Raw genomic sequence first — 21,753 nt, forward strand, 5'->3', positions numbered from 1 at the left:
CGTCCTCACCGCGTGGCTGGCCAAAGCGCCCGCGCGGGGGTGCGACGATAGAGCAGATGAGACTTTCAACGCGCCCAATGCCCGCCATGCCGCTCTGGCTGCAAGGCGTCTTTGAATTCGGGCAAGCCGCGCTACTGTCCGCGCTCGCCGTTGTCCTTCCTCTCGCCGGCGTCTGGTTTGCCAACGGTTTCACCGACCGCGGTTTCCTCTCCGTGGCACGCCTCGCCGGTCAGGCCTGGTTGCTGATTCATGGCGTACCCCTGACACTGAAATTTCCCGAGGATGTGTCCTCTGACGGGCAGAGCACCGGTGTCCTTTCACTGATCCCACTTGGTCTGAGCCTGATTCCCTTCGCGTTGGCCTGGCGTTCGGGGCGGCGGCTCGCACGCGCGTCCTATACGGACCAGTTGTGGCAGGGTCTGCTGGGAGCGCTTGGAATCTACGCTGCGCTCGGCCTGATGACGGCGTACCTGTGCAGCACCTCCGAAGCCTCGGCATCCCTGCTGGCTGGCGCGCTGATCCCGCTGATCCCTGCCGGTGCTGGGCTTGTTGTCGGTGCCTACCGCGAAGCGGGGTCCTGGCCGCGGCTGATTGGCATGGACCTCACCGTTTGGATCGCAAAAACCAGTCAGCACTCACGATGGGCCGGCTCCTATGTATGGTCAGCCATCCGTGCGGGCCTGTTGGGCATCACCGCAGCCACCGGACTGGCCGCGGTGCTGCTGGCAACTACTATCGCCCTTCACTGGGCGGACATCGTTACCCTCTACGAACGGTTGGAGCCGGGCATAGTGGGCGGTAGCGTCCTGACCATCGCGCAACTGGGGTTCCTACCAAACTTGGTGGGCTGGTCATTTGCCTGGTCCACCGGTGCGGGTTTCGCGCTCGGGACGGGCAGTTCCATCACTCCGCTGGCGACGAGTGCGGGACCACTTCCGGCCGTGCCCATTCTTGGCGCTCTCCCAACAGGGACCCTCGACTACGGTTTTGCCGTGCTCATCCTGCCCGTGCTCGCCGGCGTCATAGCAGGCTGGTGGTTCTTGCGCGAAGGTGAAAACCACTTTGATGAGTGGCTGGCCATCAAAATTGACGTCCGCTGGCTGACGTCAACCGTTTCCACACTCGTACTGGCAGTGTTCATTGGTGTAGTCAGTGGTCTCTGTGGCGCGGTCATAGCGTGGCTTGCCCAGGGATCCGCCGGGATCGGGCGGTTCGTGGATCTTGGCCCGGCCCCACTGGAAGTAGCGCTCTGGCTGGCTCCGGAAATAGCGATCGGCGTCGTCATTGGCTACGCACTCGGCCCGTGGCTGGAGCGCGAACGCTCCGCTTGAGGCCAGGCCCTACGGAGTGGGGAGCAAACCGTTCAGGGAGAGATAGTTTTCCTGACATTCCGCTTTAGTCTCGATCGTCAGAGCCAGTTCCATGCACTGCTCATAATCAGCGGTGAACGGCCAGAGCGCGACCATGGCCCCAGTGCCCAGCGTTGAGAGCAAAGTGATGACCAGGCCCAGTACGGTGGTTACCTTCAAAATCCGCGAACGCTTGAATCTGAACAGGTGAACGAGGGTGAAAATACCCATGACGACGGCGGCAATACCGGTGGCCAGCCCCAGTACCTTCCACGGGAGCGGCAGAGTGCCCGTGATGAGCATGAGCACAAAGAAGACCATGAACCACCGCAGTAGGGTCCTTCCCCTGAGAGCCTGCTCCTGGTCGGGGGAGGGCGATGTCTTCTGATCCATTGTTTCAGCCTAGAGGGTGCCGACGCCTAAAGTTGACGCATGCGAATAGTAGTCCTGGTCTCAGGCGCCGGATCCAACCTGCAAGCCGTTATCGATTCCGTGAGTAGCGGTGCGCTTCAGGTGGAGATTGCGGCGGTGGGCGCGGACCGCCCAGGAACCGGTGGCGTTCAGCGCTCTGCCGACGCCGGCATCGATACGTTTGTGGTGAACTTTGCTGACTATCCCAACCGAGCGGACTGGAACACTGCGCTAACGCAGGCGGTTGCCTTCTACCAGCCTGATTACGTGGTGTCCTCGGGCTTCATGCGCATAGTCGGTGAAGAGTTTCTGGATAGTTTCCCCAACAGGTACCTCAATACACATCCTGCTCTTTTGCCTTCTTTTCCGGGTGCACATGGGGTGAGGGATGCGCTGGCCTACGGGGTCAAGGTCACCGGCTGCACCGTCATGATCGCCGACGCCGGGGTTGACACCGGTCCCATCCTCGCTCAGCAAGCAGTGGAGGTCCTCGACGATGACACCGAAGACTCCTTGCACGAACGGATCAAGGTTCTGGAGCGTCGCTTACTGATCGAGACTCTCGCGAGCCTCGCCGAAAGGGCAGACCATGCCACTCGTTGATAACGCTGTTTACGTAGACGGACGACGGGCACTGGAGCCGGACAGCCTAGATGAAACGTTCGAGCTGATGCGGGACGTCAAGGGCATGGCGTGGATTGGACTGTACCGTCCGGACGACGACGAAATTCATGCGATCGCCAATAAATTTGGTCTTCACCACCTCAGTGTGGAGGACACATCCAAGGGACATCAGCGGGCCAAGCTCGAGAGCTACGAAGACACGTTGTTCGTCGTGCTGCGCCCTGCCCGCTACCTGGACCGTGAGGAAAGAGTGGAGTTCGGGGAAGTTCATGTTTTCGTGGGGCCGGATTTTGTGCTGACCATCAGGCATGCGGAGGCTCCTGATCTGGGCAAGGTACGCCACCGTCTCGAGGGCATGCCGGAGCTGTTGGCCATGGGACCGGACGCGGTCCTCTATGCGATTCTGGACGAGGTGGTGGACGGTTATGAACCGGTGGCCAACGGGCTGGAGAATGACATCGACGAAATTGAGAACGATCTCTTCGGCGGAAATCCGGGTGTGGCACGTCGTATCTATAAACTCCACCGTGAGGTACTCCAGTTCCAGCGCGCAACACAGCCGCTGCAGAATATGATCGAGACCCTTCAACGTGGCGGAAGCCAGTACACCATAGACAACGAGCTGGGGCGCAGACTCCGAGACGTTCATGACCATGTGATCCGAGTCGTGGACCGGGCCAACACTTTCCGCGCCCTGCTTCAGAACGCACTGACAGTACATTCCACCCTTGTAGCGCAGCGGCAGAACGCAGAAATGCAGCGGATGACGGAGACATCGCTGAAGCAGAACGATGAAGTGAAGCGAATCTCCTCCTGGGCAGCCATCTTGTTCGCACCAACGCTGATCGCTTCGATCTACGGCATGAACTTCGACGTCATGCCGGAGCTGCACTGGGCCTTCGGGTATCCGTTCTCCATCGGACTCATGCTCATGCTCGGAGTGGGGCTCTATTGGACGTTCAGACGAAACAACTGGCTCTGAGAGTGAAGTACGCCACAAGAAGCAGGATTCCGGGTCTCGTCGCTCCGGGCCGCGGATAAGGTGTGCAAAGACGGTTGATTCACCGTTCACGCGCGCAGACTCCCAGGGACCAAAAAAATGACTCACACTTTTGCCAAATTTGCGGCTGTGACCGCTCTTGCCGCCATGGTTTTGACCGGTTGCGGTAATGACGCAGCACCGGGCACCGTGGCTGCTGAAGAGGGCCCGCAGCCGGCCAGTTCAACCGCCCCTGCGATCAACGTTGAGCGCCCCGAAACCAATGAACTAGCCGGTCAGCCAACCCTGGACGGGGCAAAAGCCTTCCTGTACTACTACTTTGAGCTCGAGTCCTATGCACAGCTCACTGGTGACACCACTGCGATGCTGGAGTCCATGGATAAGGCGCCGCAGCCTGCCGCTCAGGCCAAGCACATCAACGCCGTTTACGACGACGGCGGTTGGATTCTTGGCGGAACGGAGAACATCCAGAACGTCTTTGTCATTGATCCTGACGCGTCGAAGATTGGCGAAGGGGTGGAGGTCACGGTCCTTTTGCCTTCGATTCCCACCGCTTACTCGGAGTTCACTAAAGATGGCAGCGTATCGGATACCCGTGAGTGGAGCAGCAAAGGCACCATCCACACAGCCAAACTGATTTTCCGTGGTGGCGAGTGGAGGCTGACGTCCTTGGAAGAGACCCCGGGAGTCGAGCTTCCCGAACAGTAGTCACCGGCCGTTAAGCTAGAAGTACACACCCGTCTGAAAATCTCTGGAGTAGCTGCGTGAGTCTTCTGAAGCTTGATCGTGTCCCCATCCGCCGTGCACTGATTTCTGTTTACAACAAGACCGGGCTTGAGGAACTGGCCGCGGGGTTGCACCAGGCGGGAGTCAGTATTGTCTCAACCGGTTCCACCGCTCAGCGGATCGCTGCCGCCGGGGTACCTGTCACCGAGGTCTCAGAGGTGACCGGTTTCCAGGAGTGCCTGGACGGGAGGGTGAAAACTCTTCACCCCCGTGTCCACGCCGGAATCCTGGCAGACCGACGTCGGCAGGAACACATAGATCAGCTGCGTGAGCTGGACGTCGAGGCGTTCGATCTCGTGGTGGTGAACCTGTACCCGTTCGTGGAGACCGTGAAGTCCGGCGCCGCGGAGAACGACGTCGTGGAGCAAATTGATATCGGCGGACCAGCGATGGTCCGGTCTGCCGCCAAAAATCATCCTTCGGTGGCCGTCGTGGTGGATCCGGCACGCTACACGGACGTTGTGAACGCAGCTTCTCAAGGCGGCTTTGATCTCACCGCCCGACGCCGGCTGGCAGCCCTCGCCTTTGCGCACACAGCTGCCTATGACAATTCAGTGGCGGCGTGGACTGCAGCGCAGTTCGGCGACGATCAGGGCGATTCGTTGGCGGTCCCCGCGTTCCCGGCTTACGCCGGATTGTCGCTGGAACGCTCAGAGGTTCTGCGCTACGGAGAAAATCCGCACCAAGCTGCTGCCCTCTATGTTGAGCAGGGAGCAGCGCCGGGTATTGCCCAAGCCGATCAGCTGCACGGTAAAGCAATGAGTTACAACAACTTTGTGGATGCGGACGCAGCGTTGCGAGCCGCCTTCGATTTCGCTGAACCAGCGGTCGCCATCGTCAAGCACGCCAATCCGTGCGGGGTCGCCGTTGCTTCTGCGGACGCCAAGGACCTCATGGCCAACGCCCATGCCAAGGCCCACGCCTGCGATCCCGTATCCGCCTATGGCGGCGTGATCGCTGCCAACCGCGAGGTCACCGAGGGCATGGCACGGGCCATCAAGGACATTTTCACCGAGGTCGTCATCGCGCCCGGATTCGAGCCGGCTGCCCTGGAGATCTTGAAGACCAAGAAGAACATCCGATTGCTCACCCTCCCCGACGGCTATCGCCGAGAGCCTGTGGAAATGCGCCAGGTATCTGGCGGAGTGCTCCTCCAGATGGCGGATACCGTCGAGTCCGATGGCGATTCCGTCGAGAACTGGACGCTTGCTGCCGGTGAGGCGGCAGACGAAGCAACTCTGGCGGACCTCGCTTTCGCGTGGAAGGCCTGTCGTGCTGCAAAATCGAACGCGATTCTGCTGGCCCACCATGGCGGCGCCGTCGGGGTAGGTATGGGGCAGGTCAATCGGCTGGACTCCTGCCGGCTCGCAGTGGAGCGCGCCAATACTCTGGGCGGCGAAGGTCAGGAGCGTGCGCGCGGTTCCGTAGCGGCGTCGGACGCGTTCTTCCCCTTCGCGGACGGCCTGCAGATCCTCATCGACGCCGGTGTCCGCGCCGTGGTCCAGCCCGGCGGTTCGGTGCGAGATGAGGAAGTGATTGCGGCTGCGAAAGCCACCGGAATCACCATGTACTTCACCGGATCGCGGCACTTCTTTCACTGAAATTTTGATCCAACTGGGGTGCGGAGCGGACACTAGCGCATTTAGAGGCATATTAGGCCTTGTGGCATAGTTGGGTCAGGACACAACCCGGAAATAACAGGGGCTCACAAGGCCCTGACGATGCAAGGAGAACGTGTGGCTGACACACAGAAGATTAAGGTCCAGGGTTCGGTTGTAGAGCTCGACGGCGACGAGATGACGCGCATCATCTGGCAGTTCATCAAGGAACGCCTCATCCACCCTTATCTGGATGTTGATCTGTTGTACTTCGATCTGTCGATCCAGAACCGCGATGCCACCGATGATCAGGTGACCATTGATGCTGCGAACGCCATCAAGGAGCACAGTGTCGGCGTCAAGTGCGCCACCATCACCCCTGATGAGGCGCGCGTTGAAGAGTTCGGCCTGAAGAAGATGTGGGTTTCGCCCAACGGCACCATCCGCAACATCCTCGGCGGCGTGGTCTTCCGCGAACCGATCATCATCTCCAACATTCCGCGGCTGGTCCCGGGCTGGAACAAGCCGATCATCATTGGGCGCCACGCGCACGGTGATCAGTACAAGGCCACGAACTTCAAGGTTCCCGGCGCCGGTACTCTGACCCTGACCTACACGCCCAAGGACGGCGGCCAGGAGATCAAGCATGAAGTCGTCACCTACGGTGAAGACGGTGGCGTTGCGATGGGCATGTACAACTTCAACGATTCAATTCGTGATTTTGCCCGTGCATCCTTCGCCTACGGCCTGCAGCGGAACTACCCGGTATACCTGTCCACCAAGAACACCATTCTCAAGGCTTATGACGGCCAGTTCAAGGACCTCTTCCAGGAAGTCTTTGACGCCGAATTTAAGGACCAGTTCGACGCCGCCGGCCTCACGTATGAGCACCGTCTGATCGATGACATGGTGGCTTCGGCAATGAAGTGGGAGGGCGGTTACGTCTGGGCGTGCAAGAACTACGACGGCGACGTCCAGTCGGACACTGTGGCGCAGGGCTTCGGTTCGCTGGGCCTCATGACGTCCGTGCTCATGACGCCTGACGGCAAGACCGTTGAAGCGGAGGCTGCCCACGGTACGGTGACTCGTCACTACCGGCAGCACCAGCAGGGTAAGCCCACCTCCACCAACCCGATTGCGTCGATCTTCGCGTGGACTCGTGGTCTGATGCACCGTGGCAAGCTGGACAACACCCCGGAGGTCACCGAGTTCGCTCAGACTCTGGAAGACGTCGTCATCAAGACTGTTGAATCGGGCAAGATGACGAAGGACCTGGCTTTGCTGGTTGGCGCGGACGCACAGTACCTGACCACCGAGGAGTTCCTCGCGGCGCTTGACGAAAACCTTTCGGCGCGCTTGGCCAAGTAGGGCGCAACGTTCCACCTCATGGGCCATTCTCCGGGCAGGCCGCCGCGGAGAATGGCCCATGAGTGCTTTAAGGGGTGGTCTCTGCGGCGTCGTCGTTCGCGTAGTGGACACCAAGTTGCTTCCGAACGTCGTCGAAGATTTCCATGGTGGCGAGCGAGTGCGCTAACGGCATGGTTGCGCTTTGCGTCCGCCCGTCCTGGACGCAGCGGGTAACCTCGCGTAGCTCGTACGTGTACCCGTTGCCCACCGGGGCAAAGCGTTCCACGCGCGGCTGAGCGTCACCCGCCGCCATGATGTTCAGTTCCAGCGGATGATGGAGCGGGGCGCCGGTTCGCAGCCACCCGAGACTTCCACACACTGTGGCGGTGCGGGGCGAGGAGGCCACCAACGACGTCGTGAGCTGTGCGTGGGAGCCGGAGGCGTAGCGAAGTGTGAGTGCGTTCTGGACGTCTACGCCGTCGTCGTTGAGATGGCCTGAGGCACGAACCTCGTCTGGAAAACCGAGGGTACCCAACGCCCAGGTCAGCGGGTAGACAGCAAGGTCCAGCAACGCACCGCCACCGGCGGCTGGGGCCCAGATACGACTTGCCGGATCCAGCGGTGCCTTAAAGCCAAGATCCGCCTGAACCCACTGGATGTCGCCAAGCTCACCTGAGCGGATGATCTGCCATGCCCGGTTGAGTGAGGGGAGGAAACGGCTCCAGACTGCCTCCATGAGGAAGACCCCCTGTATGGCTGCGAGCTCAGTGAGTGCCCGTGCCTCCCAGGCGTTGATGGTCAGAGATTTCTCGCAGAGGACATGCTTTCCCGCTTCAAGTGCCGCCTGGACTATCTCATAGTGCTGCCCGTGGGGCGCAGCAACATAGACAATGTCCACGTCCGGGTCCTGACACAGCAGACGGTACCCGGAGATGGGACCGGTATCTGAGTAGGCGCGGGCAAAGCCAAAGCGTGCCGCGAACGCCTGGGCCTTATCGGCTGTGCGGGAACTGACCGCGTGGAGTACGGCATCTTCGAGGAGGGCAATGTCTGCGCTGACGGTTGCGGCAATCTTCCCGGTTGCCACGACTCCCCACCGGAGGGATTGCCCAGTGGGCGACGTCGGATTTTCCTGTTCGTTCAGCGCTGGGGCATGGATGGGCAGGCGAGAATCATGGTCCATGAAGCGTATTTACTCACACGTTCTACAGCGTGTCAACGAATCGTGTCCATTTTGGGACAACTTTGCGCAAACTCTCATTCATTTCACAGATTTGTGGCAGAAAGCTGCCAAGGGTCTCTACCTTTGGAACAGCCCGCAGAAATCAAACGATCGTTTGGCTGACAACGGGCCGCCTCAATAACACCTCCGGATAGCGCAATGGAGCGCCCACCGGACGTAGCAAAGGATGAACATGATCAGGAAGAAACTACTGGGCGGCGCAGCAATCGTAGCGCTGGCCCTCATGGGAACTGCCGGAGCGTCAACCGCTGCACCGAGCCCAGACCAGGCAAGCCCGAACATTGTCGGTGGCGACACGATCCCCATCAGCAGTGCTCCGTACGCGGTGCAGATCCACGTGAACTCCACGGGAAATGCGTTCAACTGCTCCGGTTCCCTCATCTCCTCCCAATGGGTATTGACTGCACGCCACTGTGAAGGAACCAAGTCAGTCCGTCTGGGCTCCAGCTCACTGAATCAGGGAACACTGCGCACCGTGGCTGCTGACTATGCATGGTCCGGCGGGGACGTGCGGCTGCTGAAGCTCAGCACCCCGTACTACGGAACAACAGTGACGCTGAACAAGGATCGCGTGTCAGTCAACCAGGCCGCGGACGCGTACGGTTGGGGCCGCACGTGCGGAGCCTGTTCGGCGTCGTCCCTCCTCAAGCACGCCAGCGTGAAGATCACCGGAGGGTCCTACGACGCCTACAACGGTCCCGCCGTCGAAACCTACGGTGTCGACGGACAGGTCTACAAGGGCGACTCCGGCGGACCTCTCATGGTCGGCGGCCAGCAGTCAGGTGTTCTGTCCACTGGTGGCGGAAACCCGGACAGTATCTACCGTTACGCCAATTACGCCTACGTTTACCACGCCATGCCGTGGATCACGTCAGTCAGCGGAGTTACCGGACAATAAGTAGTAGGAGAATAAACGATGAAAAAGAACTTGAAATTTGCAGGCATCGCAGCAGTTGCAGCCATGGCGCTAGCCGGCCCGGCAGCAGCAAACGCTGCTCCCAGCCCCGACACAGCATCGCCGAACATTGTTGGCGGCAATGAAGTCAGCATCAACGCTGCTCCCTTTGCCGCCCAGGTGTACTCCAATGGCAACTTCACCTGCTCCGCATCGCAGATCTCCTCGCAGTGGGTTCTCACCGCGAAGCACTGCGTAGGGGGCAACATGTCCGTGAACCTTGGCTCGGGCCGGCTCGGCAGCGGTACGAACGTGGCAGTTTCCACCTACTACTCCTACAATGGCGGTGACTTGGCACTGCTGAAGCTGCGGAGCCCGTACTACGGCAACTACGCCAGTCTGGAAGCTGACAAGCTTCAGTACACCACCGGTGGCAGCATCTTCGGGTGGGGCCGCACAACACCGGACGGACCAGCATCGTCCCAGCTGAAGACCGCCAATGTCTACATTGACGGTCTCGCAACGGATGCCTACAACGGCCCGGCCTACCGTAATTACGGCGTGAACGGTCAAGCCTGGAAGGGCGACTCAGGGGGCCCTCTGGTGATCAACGGGAAGGTTATCGGAGTTGCGTCCACCAGTGCGAGTGGCGGAAGTGACACGAGTGCTTACTCCTGGTACTCGTCCGTTCCCCACGGCATCAACTGGATCACCTCGGTGTCGGGAGTCAGTGGATCCTGATTTCGCACCAGTGACCAATGGTCGCTCGTGGTTGCCCCAAACAGGGGATATCCAGCCACGAGCGGCCATTGGTCATTTAAATGCTCAGCCCTTGACGGAGCCGCTCATGAGCCCGCCGACAAAGTACTTGCCGAGCAGGATGTACACGATCAGCGTGGGAATGGACGCAATCAATGCGCCCGCCATGGACGCCCCATAGTCCGTCAGCTGGCCACCGGCCAGGAAGCTCAGGGCGATCGTCACGGGGCCGTTACTTCCGGAGGAGAAGAACGCTGCAAAGAGATAGTCATTCCACACTGCTGTGAACTGCCAGATAATCACGACCACGAACCCAGGAGCGGACAGCGGAATAATGACCGAGGCGTAGGTGCGCAGGAGTCCGGCGCCGTCCATCCTCGAGGCCTCAATGAGCTCGGTTGGGATGGACTCATAATAGTTGCGGAAGATCAGCGTGCAGATGGGGATGCCGTAGACAATATGCAGCAGGAGCAGCGATGGTATGCCGCCGGGAACACCGAGGTTCTGCAGCAACTGAGTTAGCGGAATCATGACGGCCTGGTAGGGGATGAACATGCCAAACAGGATCATGGTGAAGACCAGATTGGCGTAGGGGAAGCGCCAGCGGGAGAGGACAAAACCATTCATGGAGCCCATCACGGCTGAAATGATCGACGCCGGTATGACCAGTGCAAACGTCCTACCCAGTGAGGGAGAAAGGGTTTCCCAGGCCTTGACCCAGCCGTCGGTGACCCACTCCGTGGGGAGGTACCACGCCGTGGACGGATCGGCGTCGGATGCTCCTTTGAAACTGGTCACCACCAGAACGTAAGCGGGAATGAGCACAAAAATCACGCCGACCAGCAGTAGCGCATACTTCAGCGTACGGTTCAGCTTTGGCCTGGCAGATCGCTTGCCGCGACGGAGATCTCCAGCGTCGACGTCGGCCGTGGCCGGAACGGTTGCTGTAGTCATCAGCGCTTCTCCTGACGTGAGGTGTAGACGAGGTAGGGGATGACCACGAGGGCTACGAGTACAAGCATGATCATGCCGATAGCGGCGGAGTCCGCATAGTCGCCGCCGATGTATTTGACCCACATCTCAGTGGCGGGCACCTGAATCGCGTAGGTGTTCGCGTCCGGGACAATGGCGCGGATAAGGTCAAAGAGTTTCAGCGACATGTGACCGATGATAATGACGGCCGAGAGCATTACGGGGCTGAGCTGCGGAAAGATGACATGCCGGTAGAGCTTCCATTCACTGCACCCATCGATGCGGGCAGCTTCACGCAACTCGTCGGGAATTCCACGGAACCCTGCGAGGAACAGCGCCATGACGTATCCGGAAAGCTGCCATATGGCGGGAACCGCAATGGCCGCGATGCCCCAGTTGGGGTCCGACCACCACGAGTTCTGTAAGAACCCCAGCCCGACGTCATCGAGCAGACGATTGAGCCCGGACGCTCTTTCTCCACCAGGCTGGTCGGTCTGCAGGCTGGACAGGAGCCAGCGCCAGACAACACCCGAAGCGATGAACGAAACGGCCATGGGTGCCAGATATACGGAGCGGAAGAAGCCTTCGCCGAAGGCGGGACGTTCCAGTATCCAGGCCCAGAGGAAACCGAAGATCAGCGTGCCCGCGAGGAAGACAACGGTCAGCAGACCCAGGTTTCGCAGCGAATGCTGGAAATCATCGTCTTGGAGCAGCCTGATGTAATTGTCAAAGCCCACGGATTTGGTGGCAGGCGCTGCCGTATGTTTGTTCGTCATCGAGATCTGCAGGTTCTGTCCAATCAGAACATAGACGAACACCGCCACGAGAATGATGGATGGCGTCACGAGGAGCAGCGGCGGCCCCCAGGATTTGATGCGTTTAAACATGGTTTTCTCCGTTGGCCCGGCGGACGGGCAGTATACGTAGGGAAGGGCGAACGGGCCTTTCGCCTCGTCCGCCCTTCCCTACGTTGACCAACTTTACTTGCCAAACTTCTCGGCTATTTCGGCGGCCGACTTCTGCAGTGCGTCGACATCGCCGGTGCCTCCGAACTTATTGACAGCCGTGCTCAACTCGTTCATCCAGGAGACGGGTACAGCCGCACCGTGCGCCAGCGAGGAGACAATCGTGTTCTCCTTGAAGTCTGCGATTGCGCTTTTCTGATACTCGCTGAATTCTTCAACAGGAACGTCGGTACGGGCTGGGATCGATCCCTTGGCCGCGTTGAAGGCCTGCTGGCCCTCGACACTTGAGATCGTGTTCAGCCAGGCCTTGGAGCCAGCTGGATTCTCCGCTCCGACGGGCAGCGTAAAGGAATCCGCCAGGAAGTCGAAGATGCCATCAGTGCCCGGGGTGGGGAAATAGACATAGTCCTCGCCGGCAACTTTGCCGTCTTGCTGGAACTTTGCTTCAGCCCAGTCGCCCATTACGTTGTACGCGGCGGAGCCGTCTTCAACCAGCTGGGTGGCCGGCCCCCAGTCACTGAGCGTGTTTCGGTCCGAGTTGCTGTAGCTGAGGGCCTTCTTGTAGTTCTCGATGCCCTCCGTGACCTCAGATCCGGACCAGTCGGTACTGCCGTCCCAGAGCCCGTTGTATCCATCGGCTCCAAGCGTGGCAAGCATGATGTTCTCGAATAGCTGGACCTGCGTCCACGATCCGGCGACAGACAGGGGAGTCACGCCAGCGGCCTTGATCTTGTCCATGTCCGCGAACCAGGCGTCGAGGTCTTCGGGCGGGCTCTTTGGATCCAGCCCGGCCGCTTCGAGGACTTCAACGTTTGCCCAGACAACGTTGGCACGGTGGATATTGGATGGAACCGAGTAGATCTTGCCATCAACCGTTAGCCGCTCCATCAGGTCCGCAGGGAACGCGGACGCGAGGTCCTTTTCCTCGTAGAAGCTGCTGAGGTCTTCAAGCTGGTCCGCAACGATGTAATCCTGTAGCTCCGCACCGGCATGTGCCTGGAAAGAATCCGGGGGATTCCCTGCCTGCAGCTGCGCTGCGAGTACGGCCTTCGCCTGACTGCCAGCCCCACCAGCTACGGCAAGGTTATTGAACGTGAGGTCCGGGTACTGCTCATTGAAAATGCTGACGAGGGCGTCGAGGCCCGCTTTTTCGGAACCGTCAGCCCACCAGGTGAACACACCGACTTCTCCCGTTGCTTCGCTGGCGTTGGCCTCATCGGCGGAAGGAGTAGTGCTGTCACCTCCGCAGGCAGTAAGAGCCAGTGCCACTGCTGCGGCACCGGCAAGCATTGATAGGCTGCGTCGCATTTCGCCTCCAGATTTAAGTGATGTGCGGTGGGATCAGCGAACTGAGTCGCGTGATGAGATGAGTTAACCTCGTCACACCCCTGCCGTCAAGTGTTAAACACAACCATGGGTACTTGCCGCCGAGATGTAACACTTTACTAGGTCGTCACTTTTCGTCGCTGTCCCGCACTCTGGATGACAAGGGTGGCCGCTCCGAGGGCCTCGGCTCTATCCCCCAGCGACGTCGGCGCCACTGTAGTGGACTCTCCAACGACGGGGATGGCGTACCGAATCAGCCCGCGGCGCACTGGCGCTACCAGCACTTCACCCAGCGCGCTCAACGGTCCGCCGACGACGATGACTTCTGGGTTGATCAAGTTTGCAAGTGTTCCTAGTGCCCGGCCTACGGCCTGCCCCGTGTCGTCTATGACTCGGAGGGTGGCGGCGTCCCCTTTCAAGGCGAGACGCACGATGTCTTGCGTTGTCAGCACGGCAGGAGAATGTCCGCGGAGGAGATCCAGCATGATTTTTGTTGAAGCCACCGTCTCAAGGCATCCGCGGTTGCCGCATCGGCAGACACTGCCTTGGTCATCGAGGGTGGTGTGGCCTATTTCGCCAGTGACACCGATCTTGCCTCTGAATGGCTGACCGTTGATGACCAGCCCGGACCCGATGCCCGTCCCGATTTTGACGAAAGCGAGGTTTTCGGTTGTTCGGTAATCACCCCAGGTGACCTCAGCCAACGCTCCAAGATTGCAGTCATTGTCTACGTATACGGGCACGCCAAAGAGCGCTTCCATGTCTTCCCTCACCGCCACCCCTACCCATTCAGGATGAATGGTTCCTCCGACGGCGCGTCCAGTTCTGCTGTCGAGTGGGCCGGGTATTCCAACTCCGACGCCGGTCAGATCATCGAGCGTTCGCCCGGCCTGTTCAAGAAGGTCCCGGACCATTGAGTAAGCCGCCGTCATTCCGGTCTCAGCCGAATAGGCTTCGGCGGGAGGGGCTGTGCTTTCCGCGAGCACTTCGTAGGAGAGATTCGCAACGACCACCCGCAGGTGCCGGCGGCCAAAATCGATGCCGACAGCAGCTTCACCGGTGTCTACCAGGTGAACTGCGAATGCACGCCTGCCGGAGCTGGTGATGGGCGTCAACCGGATCAGTCCCGAGGTGGACATACGTTTGATGATGTTGGAAACCGTGGCAGTGGACAAGCCGGTCAATCGGGAGAGCTCGGCCTGCGTCAAAGCCCCGTTTCGTGTCAGGGCTTCGAGGAGACGCTGCTGGTTCTGTGCCCTGAGGGCGGATTGGGATCCGGGGCGTGGTGGAGCGGAGTTGAATGGGGCGACTGGCATAAGGGTAAGAGTGCTACATGAAGTAATTGTCGTCAAGAAGTAAATTCAAGATTGGACTAGCGAGCATTACGTGGCGGGTCCCGCACCATCCGTAGAAAGCGATGTCCACATAGCGTCCCTAGGCCAGGGCTTCGCGGTGTTTCTGCGCCAGTTCGCGGTAGTGCGAGGCATTGTCCCGAATCGATTGGAACTCTTCGTCGGTCAGTTCTCTGCGGACCTTGGCGGGGACGCCAGCCACGAGGGACCGCGGTGGGACCTCGGTGCCTTCAAGCACCACGGCGCCGGCTGCGACCAGCGAACCCGTGCCGATGACCGCCCCATTCATCACGGTGGCGCTCATGCCAATCAAGCAGTCATCAGCGATGGTGCAGCCGTGGACTACCGCAGAGTGCCCAACGCTGACGCGGTTGCCCACTGTGGTCGGGAAGCCGGGGTCTGCGTGGAGCACCACGTTGTCCTGAAGATTGGTGCCCTCGCCTACCGTGATCGCCGCAGTGTCACCGCGGACGGACACACCATAGAAGGCGCTCGAATCGGCCCCCAGTGAGGCGTCCCCAATGATTGATGCCGTCGGCGCAACGAACGCGCCGGGGTGAATGAATGGAGATTTGCCGTCGAAATCGATGATGTAGGCCATGGCTCCACCCTACGTGGCAGCGGTGATCAGTTGAAGACGATGGTTCGTTTTCCATCCAAGAGCACTCGGTGCTCGGCATGCCACTGTACGGCCTGCGCTAAGGCACGGCCCTCCACATCACGGCCCAGGGTGGCCAGCGATTCAGGGGACCGGGCGTGATCGACCCGGATCACCTCTTGTTCGATGATCGGTCCCTCATCGAGATCGGCTGTGACGTAGTGCGCCGTTGCGCCAATCAGTTTGACCCCGCGGGTGTGCGCCTGATGGTAAGGACGCGCGCCCTTGAACGATGGCAGGAATGAGTGGTGGATGTTGATGGCCTGGCCAGACAGGTCTCGGCAGAGATCGTCGGAGAGAACTTGCATGTAGCGCGCCAGTACCACCAGTTCAATGTTGGCCCCGGCAATGATGTTTCTCAACGCGGCCTCGGCTTTGTCTTTCGAATCGGGGGTGACGGGCACGTGATGAAAAGCGATGCCGTAGAAGTCCGCCAGTGGTTCTAGATCCCGATGATTAGAAACGATCGCCGGGATCTCGATGGCAAGGGTGCCCGAGCGTTGTAGGAACAGCAGATCGTTCAGACAGTGCCCCGCCTTGGACGCCATGACCAACGTTCTCATCCGCGCTCCGTCCCGGTTCAGACTCCACTGCATTCCGAACTCCCCAGCTACCGGTGCCAGCCCGGCCTCCAGCACATCAGCAGCCGACGTCGTTGTCATAGCCACTCGCATGAAAAATGTACCCGTATCCGGTGACCCATACTGCTGTGATTCTGTGATGTTGCAGCCGGCTTCGGCCAGCGCGCCGGAGACGGCGTGCACAATGCCGGGTCTGTCGGGGCAGAAGAGGGAGAGAGAGTATGAAAGATCAGTCACGAACCAAGGTTACCCGCGCGTCTATCCACGGGTAGCCTGTGTGCATGGACGTTACCTTCTCCCCGCTGACAGATCAGGACGATGACGAACTGATCAGGTTCCTGACCACGAACGCCTTCCCGTTCCACGTCAGCAGCGCGCCTAGTGAGGAACAGGTGCGCGACAGGATGGCAGCCGGAGAGTTTCGCAGCGACGAGACCCGAACGTACTGGATCTACGGGGACAACCAGCGACTGGGCTTACTGAAGTTGGAAGACCTCAAGGACGACAACCCCGTCTTCGACCTGCGGTTGGCCGAGCGATTCCGCGGTGAAGGCCACGGGGTGCCCGTGCTGAACGCCCTGACCGGCATGGTTTTTAAGGAATTTCCGCACTTTCGGCGGTTCGAGGGCCAGACTCGCGAGGACAACATCGCCATGCGGAAAACGCTCCTGCGCTGCGGGTTTGTCAAGGAAGCGCACTACCGGCAGAGCTGGCCATCCGAGGGCGGCACCTATCTCGCTTCCGTTGCTTACACCATCCTCAAATCTGATTGGGAGGACGGGACAACGACGCCGGTGGTCTGGGAGGACTTCGAGGAGTAGACATTCGCCGAATCAAGTCGGCAGAAAATACGCCGAGATCATCTTCAGCCGGTAGCCTGTGAGTAGAAGTCCGTACCCTCACCCAGGAGTCTAGAGTGACCGCAACAAGCCAGTCTGTGTCCAACGCGCCCCTTTCGGAGATTGATCCGGAAATCGCCGACGTACTCAACAAGGAGCTCGGTAGACAGCGGGACACGCTGGAAATGATCGCATCGGAAAACTTTGCGCCCCGGGCGGTACTCGAGGCTCAGGGGTCGGTCTTGACCAACAAGTACGCTGAAGGGTATCCGGGACGCCGCTACTATGGCGGCTGCGAACACGTCGATGTAGCGGAAAACCTCGCCATCGAGCGCGTGAAAGCGCTCTTCGGCGCCGAATTCGCCAATGTACAGCCGCACTCAGGTGCTCAGGCCAACGCAGCCGCGCTCGCCGCCATGGCCAAGCCCGGCGACAAAATCATGGGACTCTCGCTAGCGCACGGTGGGCACCTGACCCACGGAATGAAGCTGAACTTCTCCGGGAAACTGTATGAGGTCGCTGCCTACGGTGTCGAGGAAGACACCAACCGTATTGATATGGACCGGGTTCGCGAGCAAGCCATCGCAGAAAAGCCCAGGGTCATCATTGCTGGCTGGTCCGCTTACCCGCGCCAGCTCGATTTTGCGGCCTTCCGCTCCATTGCGGACGAGGTGGGAGCCGTGTTCTGGACGGATATGGCACACTTCGCCGGTCTTGTTGCCGCCGGGCTTCATCCCAATCCGGTGCCGCACGCCGACGTCGTCACCTCCACTGTTCACAAGACTCTGGCTGGTCCGCGGTCGGGCCTGATTCTGGCCAAGCAGGAGTGGGCAAAGAAGCTCAACTCAAATGTTTTCCCGGGTCAGCAGGGCGGACCGTTGATGCATGTCATCGCAGCGAAGGCCACAGCGTTCAAGATTGCGGGCTCGGATGAGTTCAAGGAACGTCAGCAGCGGGTACTTGAGGGCGCGTCGATCATAGCGGACCGGCTGACGTCCGCCGACGTCGCCGAGCACGGCGTTTCAGTGCTGACCGGCGGTACGGATGTTCACCTCGTCCTGGTGGACCTGCGCAATTCGGCGCTCGACGGTCAGCAGGCAGAGGATTTGCTGGACTCTGTAGGTATCACGGTCAACCGCAACGCCATACCCAATGACCCCCGCCCACCCATGGTCACGTCCGGGCTGCGCATTGGTACGCCGGCTCTGGCCACGCGTGGATTTGGCGCCACTGAGTTCACCGAAGTCGCAGAGATCATTGCCAGCGCCCTCAAGCCCGGCGCGGACATCGAAGCGCTCCGAGCCAGAGTTGCAAAGCTGACAGCTGAGTTCCCGCTATACCCCGAACACGAGGAGTGGTAAGCCGTGGAGCAGGGCAGCAACATGGTGGGGGCTGCGGAGCCGGCCGATGAGTCTGGGGTTCCGGCGGGCAACGCGGAGCGCACACCCTTGGGCACTAAAAAAGCGGCCCGGGTACTGGATGGAAAGGCAACGGCCCGCGCTATCAAAGCCGAGCTTGCGGAGAGAGTCCACACGCTGAAGTCTGTCCATGGCATCACCCCCGGGCTGGGTACGGTCCTCGTTGGCGATGATCCGGCAAGTCATTCTTATGTGGGCGGCAAGCACCGCGACTGCGTGGAAGTGGGCATCCAGTCCATTCGCCGGGATCTGCCCGCGGACATCACGCAGGCGGAGCTCTTGGATGTGGTGGATGAGCTGAACGCAAATCCGGAGTGCACGGGCTACATCGTGCAGCTGCCACTTCCTGCGCATCTGGATGCCAACGCGATCCTGGAGCGAATGGATCCAGCTAAGGATGCGGACGGACTACATCCCATCAACCTCGGACGGCTTGTGCTCAATGTGAGTGATCCCATGGCGTCGCCGCTACCCTGCACTCCGCAGGGCATTGTTGAGCTGCTGATCCGCCACGAGGTGTATCTCACGGGTAAGAACGTGTTGGTGATCGGCAGGGGAATCACGGTGGGGCGTCCGTTGGGCCTACTGTTGACGCGCCGGCCCATCAACGCGACGGTGACGCTCGCCCACACGGGAACCAGAGATCTGTTGGAGCACCTGAGAACGGCCGACGTCGTCATTGCCGCCGCCGGGTTCCCAGGGATGGTCAAGGCCGAAGATCTCAAACCGGGTGCGGTGGTGCTCGATGTTGGTGTGACGCGGGTTGAGGATCCGGAAACCGGGAAAGTCACCCTGATGGGCGACGTCGAGAAGGCTGCTGCAGAGGTTGCGTCCTGGCTCTCGCCCAACCCCGGTGGAGTGGGGCCGATGACTCGCGCGATGCTGCTCTCCAACGTCGTCGAGGCCGCGGAGCGCTCTGCGTCCTAACTGATTGGTTGGTGACAACCAGTCCGGTCAACTACTGTTAGCGAGTGCCCAACTCGACACCGCCTGAATTCGTCATTTCCGCCCACAATCTCACCAAAAAATATGGTGATTTCGTTGCTGTGGACGGTATCTCTTTCGACGTACCCCCAGGGGAGGCTTTCGGCCTTCTTGGTCCCAACGGAGCGGGTAAGTCCACCACCATGAAGATGATCGGCGGGGTGTCTCAACGGACTGACGGCGACCTCACGATCATGGGGCTCGACCCCGAGCACCATGGACCAGAGGTGCGGGCGCATCTGGGCGTAGTTCCGCAACAGGACAACCTGGACGAGGAACTCAAGGTCCGCGATAATCTCCTGGTGTACGGGCGGTACTTTGGTCTGCCGATGAGTTATCTGCAGCCGAAGGCGGACGAGTTGCTGGAGTTTGCACAGCTCAAGGACAAGGCAAAATCCAGAGTGGATGCCTTGTCCGGTGGAATGAAACGCCGTCTGACCATTGCGCGGTCTTTGATCAACGACCCCAAAATTCTGCTCCTTGATGAGCCAACTACGGGCCTGGATCCGCAGGCTCGCCATATCCTCTGGGACCGGCTCTTCCGCCTGAAGGAAGCAGGGGTCACCCTGATCCTGACCACGCACTACATGGATGAGGCAGAGCAGCTCTGCGATCGCCTCATCGTGGTGGACAAGGGGCGCATTATGGCCGAGGGCTCGCCCGCGGCGCTCATCCGAGAGCACTCCACCAGGGAGGTCCTGGAGCTGCGATTCGGCTCGGACCGCAATACGACGGTCAGCGCGGAACTCGTTGGCATCGGCGATCGATTGGAGACGCTTCCGGATCGTGTGTTGATTTATGCGCACGACGGCGAGTCCGCGCTCGAACAGGTCACCGCGCGGGGGCTTCATCCCATCACGTCGCTCGTGCGGCGCTCCTCACTGGAGGATGTCTTCCTGCGCCTGACCGGGAGGAGCCTCGTTGACTGAGCAACAGAACCGGCCAGGAGCAAGGGTTGTGGAGCGTCACCCGGTGCTTGGTCTTCGTTCGCCGTTGACCCCGGCCGAGACTGCAACGAAAGCTCGGCGGTTCGGGTCCTTTTACTATGCCGAGCACTGGCTGAGGACGCTGCGGGGCTATGGCTGGACCGTCGTGGTGACATCCATTGGTACACCACTGGTGTACTTGTTTGCGATGGGTGTTGGGCTGGCTTCACTCGTGGATGCGAACAGCAACGCTTCGCTCGACGGCGGCAGCTCGGGGCCGGTCTCGTACCTGGTGTTTGTGGCTCCCGCTCTGCTGGCAACGGCGGCAATCATGGTGGCTAGCGAAGAGAATACCTATACGGTGATGGGCGGTTTCAAATGGCATCGCACCTATTACGGCCCCAACGCGTCGCCGTTGGCCAGTGATCAGCTCGTCAACGGCCATGTCATGGGGGTTTCGGTCAGGCTTTTGGCAACCACCGCCATCTACTACGTGTTCCTGCTGCTCTTTGGCGCCGTTCAGCAGGATACCGGCTGGATCATGATCTTCTCCGCTGCCCTTGCTGGATTGTCCTTCGGCATCCCGCTGATGGCCTATTCGGCGTCGGTCATTGAGGACAAGGGTCAGTTCGCGATGGTGCAGCGCTTTATTGTGATGCCGTTGTTCCTGTTTTCCGGGACGTTTTTCCCGCTGGATGCCATGCCGTTGGTGGTCCGTTGGATTGGTTGGATTTCTCCTTTGTGGCACTCAACCGAGCTCGGACGCGTCCTTTCCTACGGTTACAGCGAGCCTGCGGTCCTGACGGCGGTCCACGTGGCCTACCTGGTGCTTCTGTGCTTCGTGGGACTCTATTTCGCCCGTCGTAACTATGAGCGGAGGTTGGGAAAATGACGCAGGTCCTTGCCTCTGACGTGTTGTTTGTACCGTCACGGCGTTTCCTGGGTTCTCTGTATTCCGGGAATATTCGTGCCGTCTTCTCCCGTGGGGTAAAGGCCACGTGGGGCACCAATTGGGCCATCATGATCAGTGGTTTCGTTGAGCCGGTCCTGTACCTGATCGCCATGGGCATCGGTTTGGGTTCCTTGGTGGGGGACATCGAGGGACCCGGTGGCCAGTCGATCGGCTACGCGAGCTATATCGCTCCAGCGCTGCTTGCTGTATCTGCTATGAATGGGGCAGTGTACGACTCGACGTGGAACGTGTTCTTCAAGCTCAACTTTGCCAAGCTCTACGAAGGGATGCTGTACACGTCCCTAGGGCCGCTGGATGTCGCTCTGGGGGAGATACTGCTGGCGCTCCTTCGCGGCGCCATGTACGCCACCGGGTTCACAGCAGTGATGGGAGCTATGGGCTTGATCAGCTCACCGTGGGCGTTATTGATGGTGCCGGCCGCCGTCCTCATAGCCTTTGGCTTTGCATCCTTTGGAATGGCCATCACCAGCTATATGAAGACGTTCCAGCAGATGGACTGGATCAACTTTGTGATGCTGCCAATGTTTCTGTTCTCGGCAACGTTCTATCCGTTGAGTGTTTACCCGGAGCCGATTCAGTGGTTCATTCAGGCACTGCCACTGTGGCACGGCGTCGAGCTGCTGCGACAGCTCAACGTCGGCATGTTCGGTCCTGAAACGCTGCTACACGTTCTGTATTTCCTGGTCATGATCCTCTGTGGACTGGTGCTCACAACCTTCAGGCTGCGGAAACTCTTCCTGAAGTAGC

22 protein-coding genes are annotated in these 21,753 nt (G+C 60.0%); 14 read left to right on the forward strand and 8 right to left on the reverse strand.

The genetic code is table 11. The features are described 5' to 3' along the window. Positions 1-56 precede the first annotated feature (56 nt). Positions 57-1,331: a cell division protein PerM gene (locus tag JOE65_RS05685; protein ID WP_205162311.1), complete on the forward strand. Its 1,275-nt coding sequence runs from the start codon at positions 57-59 to the stop codon at positions 1,329-1,331. 9 nt (positions 1,332-1,340) lie between these two features. On the opposite strand, the gene JOE65_RS05690 is transcribed toward JOE65_RS05685, so the two are convergent. After that, the gene (locus JOE65_RS05690; RefSeq protein ID WP_205162312.1) at positions 1,341-1,742 is read right to left on the reverse strand and encodes a hypothetical protein; all 402 of its coding nucleotides are present in this window, start codon (positions 1,740-1,742) and stop codon (positions 1,341-1,343) included. 39 nt (positions 1,743-1,781) lie between these two features. Here JOE65_RS05690 and purN point away from each other — a divergent pair, with 39 nt between their 5' ends. The 5 genes from purN (at position 1,782) to JOE65_RS05715 (ending at position 7,136) form a co-directional block, all read left to right on the forward strand. Further along, the gene (gene purN, locus JOE65_RS05695) at positions 1,782-2,363 is read left to right on the forward strand and encodes a phosphoribosylglycinamide formyltransferase (protein WP_205162313.1); all 582 of its coding nucleotides are present in this window, start codon (positions 1,782-1,784) and stop codon (positions 2,361-2,363) included. After that, positions 2,350-3,366: a magnesium/cobalt transporter CorA gene (gene corA, locus JOE65_RS05700; RefSeq protein ID WP_205162314.1), complete on the forward strand. Its 1,017-nt coding sequence runs from the start codon at positions 2,350-2,352 to the stop codon at positions 3,364-3,366. The genes purN and corA overlap by 14 nt, the downstream gene beginning before the upstream one ends. Positions 3,367-3,483: 117 nt before the next feature. Further along, a complete protein-coding gene (locus tag JOE65_RS05705) occupies positions 3,484-4,092 on the forward strand; it encodes a DUF6318 family protein (protein WP_205162315.1) in 609 nt (202 codons plus the stop codon). A 56-nt stretch (positions 4,093-4,148) separates the two neighbouring features. After that, positions 4,149-5,771: a bifunctional phosphoribosylaminoimidazolecarboxamide formyltransferase/IMP cyclohydrolase gene (gene purH / locus JOE65_RS05710; RefSeq protein WP_205162316.1), complete on the forward strand. Its 1,623-nt coding sequence runs from the start codon at positions 4,149-4,151 to the stop codon at positions 5,769-5,771. A 135-nt stretch (positions 5,772-5,906) separates the two neighbouring features. After that, on the forward strand, positions 5,907-7,136 hold the full coding sequence (locus JOE65_RS05715; protein ID WP_338021553.1) for an NADP-dependent isocitrate dehydrogenase: 1,230 nt from the start codon (positions 5,907-5,909) through the stop codon (positions 7,134-7,136). Positions 7,137-7,203: 67 nt separating this feature from the next. Here the strand turns inward: JOE65_RS05715 and JOE65_RS05720 are convergent, their stop codons facing one another. Continuing rightward, on the reverse strand, positions 7,204-8,298 hold the full coding sequence (locus tag JOE65_RS05720; RefSeq protein ID WP_205162318.1) for a Gfo/Idh/MocA family protein: 1,095 nt from the start codon (positions 8,296-8,298) through the stop codon (positions 7,204-7,206). A 232-nt stretch (positions 8,299-8,530) separates the two neighbouring features. On the opposite strand from JOE65_RS05720, the gene JOE65_RS05725 reads away from it, so the two are divergent. Further along, positions 8,531-9,256, forward strand: coding sequence for a S1 family peptidase (locus JOE65_RS05725; RefSeq protein WP_205162319.1), 726 nt, complete (start codon positions 8,531-8,533; stop codon positions 9,254-9,256). An 18-nt stretch (positions 9,257-9,274) separates the two neighbouring features. Continuing rightward, the gene (locus JOE65_RS05730; RefSeq protein WP_205162320.1) at positions 9,275-9,994 is read left to right on the forward strand and encodes a S1 family peptidase; all 720 of its coding nucleotides are present in this window, start codon (positions 9,275-9,277) and stop codon (positions 9,992-9,994) included. Between the two features lie 84 nt (positions 9,995-10,078). On the opposite strand, the gene JOE65_RS05735 is transcribed toward JOE65_RS05730, so the two are convergent. The 6 genes from JOE65_RS05735 to purU form a co-directional block, all read right to left on the reverse strand. After that, positions 10,079-10,966 (reverse strand): carbohydrate ABC transporter permease, encoded by an 888-nt coding sequence (locus JOE65_RS05735; RefSeq protein ID WP_205162321.1) that lies wholly within the window; start codon positions 10,964-10,966, stop codon positions 10,079-10,081. Then, on the reverse strand, positions 10,966-11,871 hold the full coding sequence (locus tag JOE65_RS05740) for a carbohydrate ABC transporter permease (RefSeq protein ID WP_205162322.1): 906 nt from the start codon (positions 11,869-11,871) through the stop codon (positions 10,966-10,968). The genes JOE65_RS05735 and JOE65_RS05740 overlap by 1 nt, the downstream gene beginning before the upstream one ends. Positions 11,872-11,964: 93 nt before the next feature. Further along, positions 11,965-13,257, reverse strand: coding sequence for an ABC transporter substrate-binding protein (locus JOE65_RS05745; protein ID WP_205162323.1), 1,293 nt, complete (start codon positions 13,255-13,257; stop codon positions 11,965-11,967). Between the two features lie 137 nt (positions 13,258-13,394). Next, complete coding sequence (locus JOE65_RS05750) at positions 13,395-14,591, reverse strand: ROK family transcriptional regulator (protein WP_205162324.1); 1,197 nt, start codon at positions 14,589-14,591, stop codon at positions 13,395-13,397. Between the two features lie 118 nt (positions 14,592-14,709). Beyond that, positions 14,710-15,228, reverse strand: a complete 519-nt coding sequence (locus tag JOE65_RS05755; protein WP_205162325.1) for a gamma carbonic anhydrase family protein — start codon at positions 15,226-15,228, stop codon at positions 14,710-14,712. A 26-nt stretch (positions 15,229-15,254) separates the two neighbouring features. Then, positions 15,255-16,103 carry a formyltetrahydrofolate deformylase gene (purU, locus tag JOE65_RS05760; RefSeq protein ID WP_205162326.1) on the reverse strand — a complete coding sequence of 283 codons (849 nt, stop codon included), beginning with the start codon at positions 16,101-16,103 and terminating at the stop codon, positions 15,255-15,257. A gap of 44 nt (positions 16,104-16,147) precedes the next feature. Between purU and JOE65_RS05765 the strand changes: the two genes are divergently transcribed. The 6 genes from JOE65_RS05765 to JOE65_RS05790 all read left to right on the forward strand — a co-directional run bounded on the left by JOE65_RS05765 (position 16,148) and on the right by JOE65_RS05790 (position 21,752). After that, on the forward strand, positions 16,148-16,687 hold the full coding sequence (locus JOE65_RS05765; RefSeq protein WP_205162327.1) for a GNAT family N-acetyltransferase: 540 nt from the start codon (positions 16,148-16,150) through the stop codon (positions 16,685-16,687). A gap of 95 nt (positions 16,688-16,782) precedes the next feature. Continuing rightward, on the forward strand, positions 16,783-18,066 hold the full coding sequence (gene glyA, locus JOE65_RS05770) for a serine hydroxymethyltransferase (RefSeq protein WP_338021554.1): 1,284 nt from the start codon (positions 16,783-16,785) through the stop codon (positions 18,064-18,066). A 3-nt stretch (positions 18,067-18,069) separates the two neighbouring features. Then, positions 18,070-19,050: a bifunctional methylenetetrahydrofolate dehydrogenase/methenyltetrahydrofolate cyclohydrolase gene (locus tag JOE65_RS05775; RefSeq protein ID WP_338021555.1), complete on the forward strand. Its 981-nt coding sequence runs from the start codon at positions 18,070-18,072 to the stop codon at positions 19,048-19,050. A gap of 44 nt (positions 19,051-19,094) precedes the next feature. After that, complete coding sequence (locus JOE65_RS05780; protein ID WP_205162328.1) at positions 19,095-20,036, forward strand: ATP-binding cassette domain-containing protein; 942 nt, start codon at positions 19,095-19,097, stop codon at positions 20,034-20,036. Beyond that, entirely contained in the window at positions 20,029-20,925 is an 897-nt protein-coding gene (locus JOE65_RS05785; protein ID WP_205162329.1) for an ABC transporter permease, read from the forward strand. The genes JOE65_RS05780 and JOE65_RS05785 overlap by 8 nt, the downstream gene beginning before the upstream one ends. Beyond that, positions 20,922-21,752: an ABC transporter permease gene (locus JOE65_RS05790; RefSeq protein ID WP_205162330.1), complete on the forward strand. Its 831-nt coding sequence runs from the start codon at positions 20,922-20,924 to the stop codon at positions 21,750-21,752. The genes JOE65_RS05785 and JOE65_RS05790 overlap by 4 nt, the downstream gene beginning before the upstream one ends. Position 21,753: the final 1 nt, after the last annotated feature.

Source organism: Arthrobacter roseus, assembly GCF_016907875.1.
GTDB lineage: Bacteria > Actinomycetota > Actinomycetes > Actinomycetales > Micrococcaceae > Arthrobacter_J > Arthrobacter_J roseus.

Coding starts and splice junctions, on each gene's coding strand:
- JOE65_RS05690 (WP_205162312.1), bottom strand. CDS start 1,742: ATGGATCAGAAGACATCGCCCTCCCCCGACCAGGAGCAGGCTCTCAGG.
- JOE65_RS05745 (WP_205162323.1), bottom strand. CDS start 13,257: ATGCGACGCAGCCTATCAATGCTTGCCGGTGCCGCAGCAGTGGCACTG.
- JOE65_RS05790 (WP_205162330.1), top strand. CDS start 20,922: ATGACGCAGGTCCTTGCCTCTGACGTGTTGTTTGTACCGTCACGGCGT.
- JOE65_RS05720 (WP_205162318.1), bottom strand. CDS start 8,298: ATGGACCATGATTCTCGCCTGCCCATCCATGCCCCAGCGCTGAACGAA.
- JOE65_RS05705 (WP_205162315.1), top strand. CDS start 3,484: ATGACTCACACTTTTGCCAAATTTGCGGCTGTGACCGCTCTTGCCGCC.
- JOE65_RS05725 (WP_205162319.1), top strand. CDS start 8,531: ATGATCAGGAAGAAACTACTGGGCGGCGCAGCAATCGTAGCGCTGGCC.
- JOE65_RS05685 (WP_205162311.1), top strand. CDS start 57: ATGAGACTTTCAACGCGCCCAATGCCCGCCATGCCGCTCTGGCTGCAA.
- JOE65_RS05765 (WP_205162327.1), top strand. CDS start 16,148: ATGGACGTTACCTTCTCCCCGCTGACAGATCAGGACGATGACGAACTG.
- JOE65_RS05735 (WP_205162321.1), bottom strand. CDS start 10,966: ATGACTACAGCAACCGTTCCGGCCACGGCCGACGTCGACGCTGGAGAT.
- JOE65_RS05750 (WP_205162324.1), bottom strand. CDS start 14,591: ATGCCAGTCGCCCCATTCAACTCCGCTCCACCACGCCCCGGATCCCAA.
- purN (WP_205162313.1), top strand. CDS start 1,782: ATGCGAATAGTAGTCCTGGTCTCAGGCGCCGGATCCAACCTGCAAGCC.
- JOE65_RS05740 (WP_205162322.1), bottom strand. CDS start 11,871: ATGTTTAAACGCATCAAATCCTGGGGGCCGCCGCTGCTCCTCGTGACG.
- corA (WP_205162314.1), top strand. CDS start 2,350: ATGCCACTCGTTGATAACGCTGTTTACGTAGACGGACGACGGGCACTG.
- JOE65_RS05755 (WP_205162325.1), bottom strand. CDS start 15,228: ATGGCCTACATCATCGATTTCGACGGCAAATCTCCATTCATTCACCCC.
- JOE65_RS05730 (WP_205162320.1), top strand. CDS start 9,275: ATGAAAAAGAACTTGAAATTTGCAGGCATCGCAGCAGTTGCAGCCATG.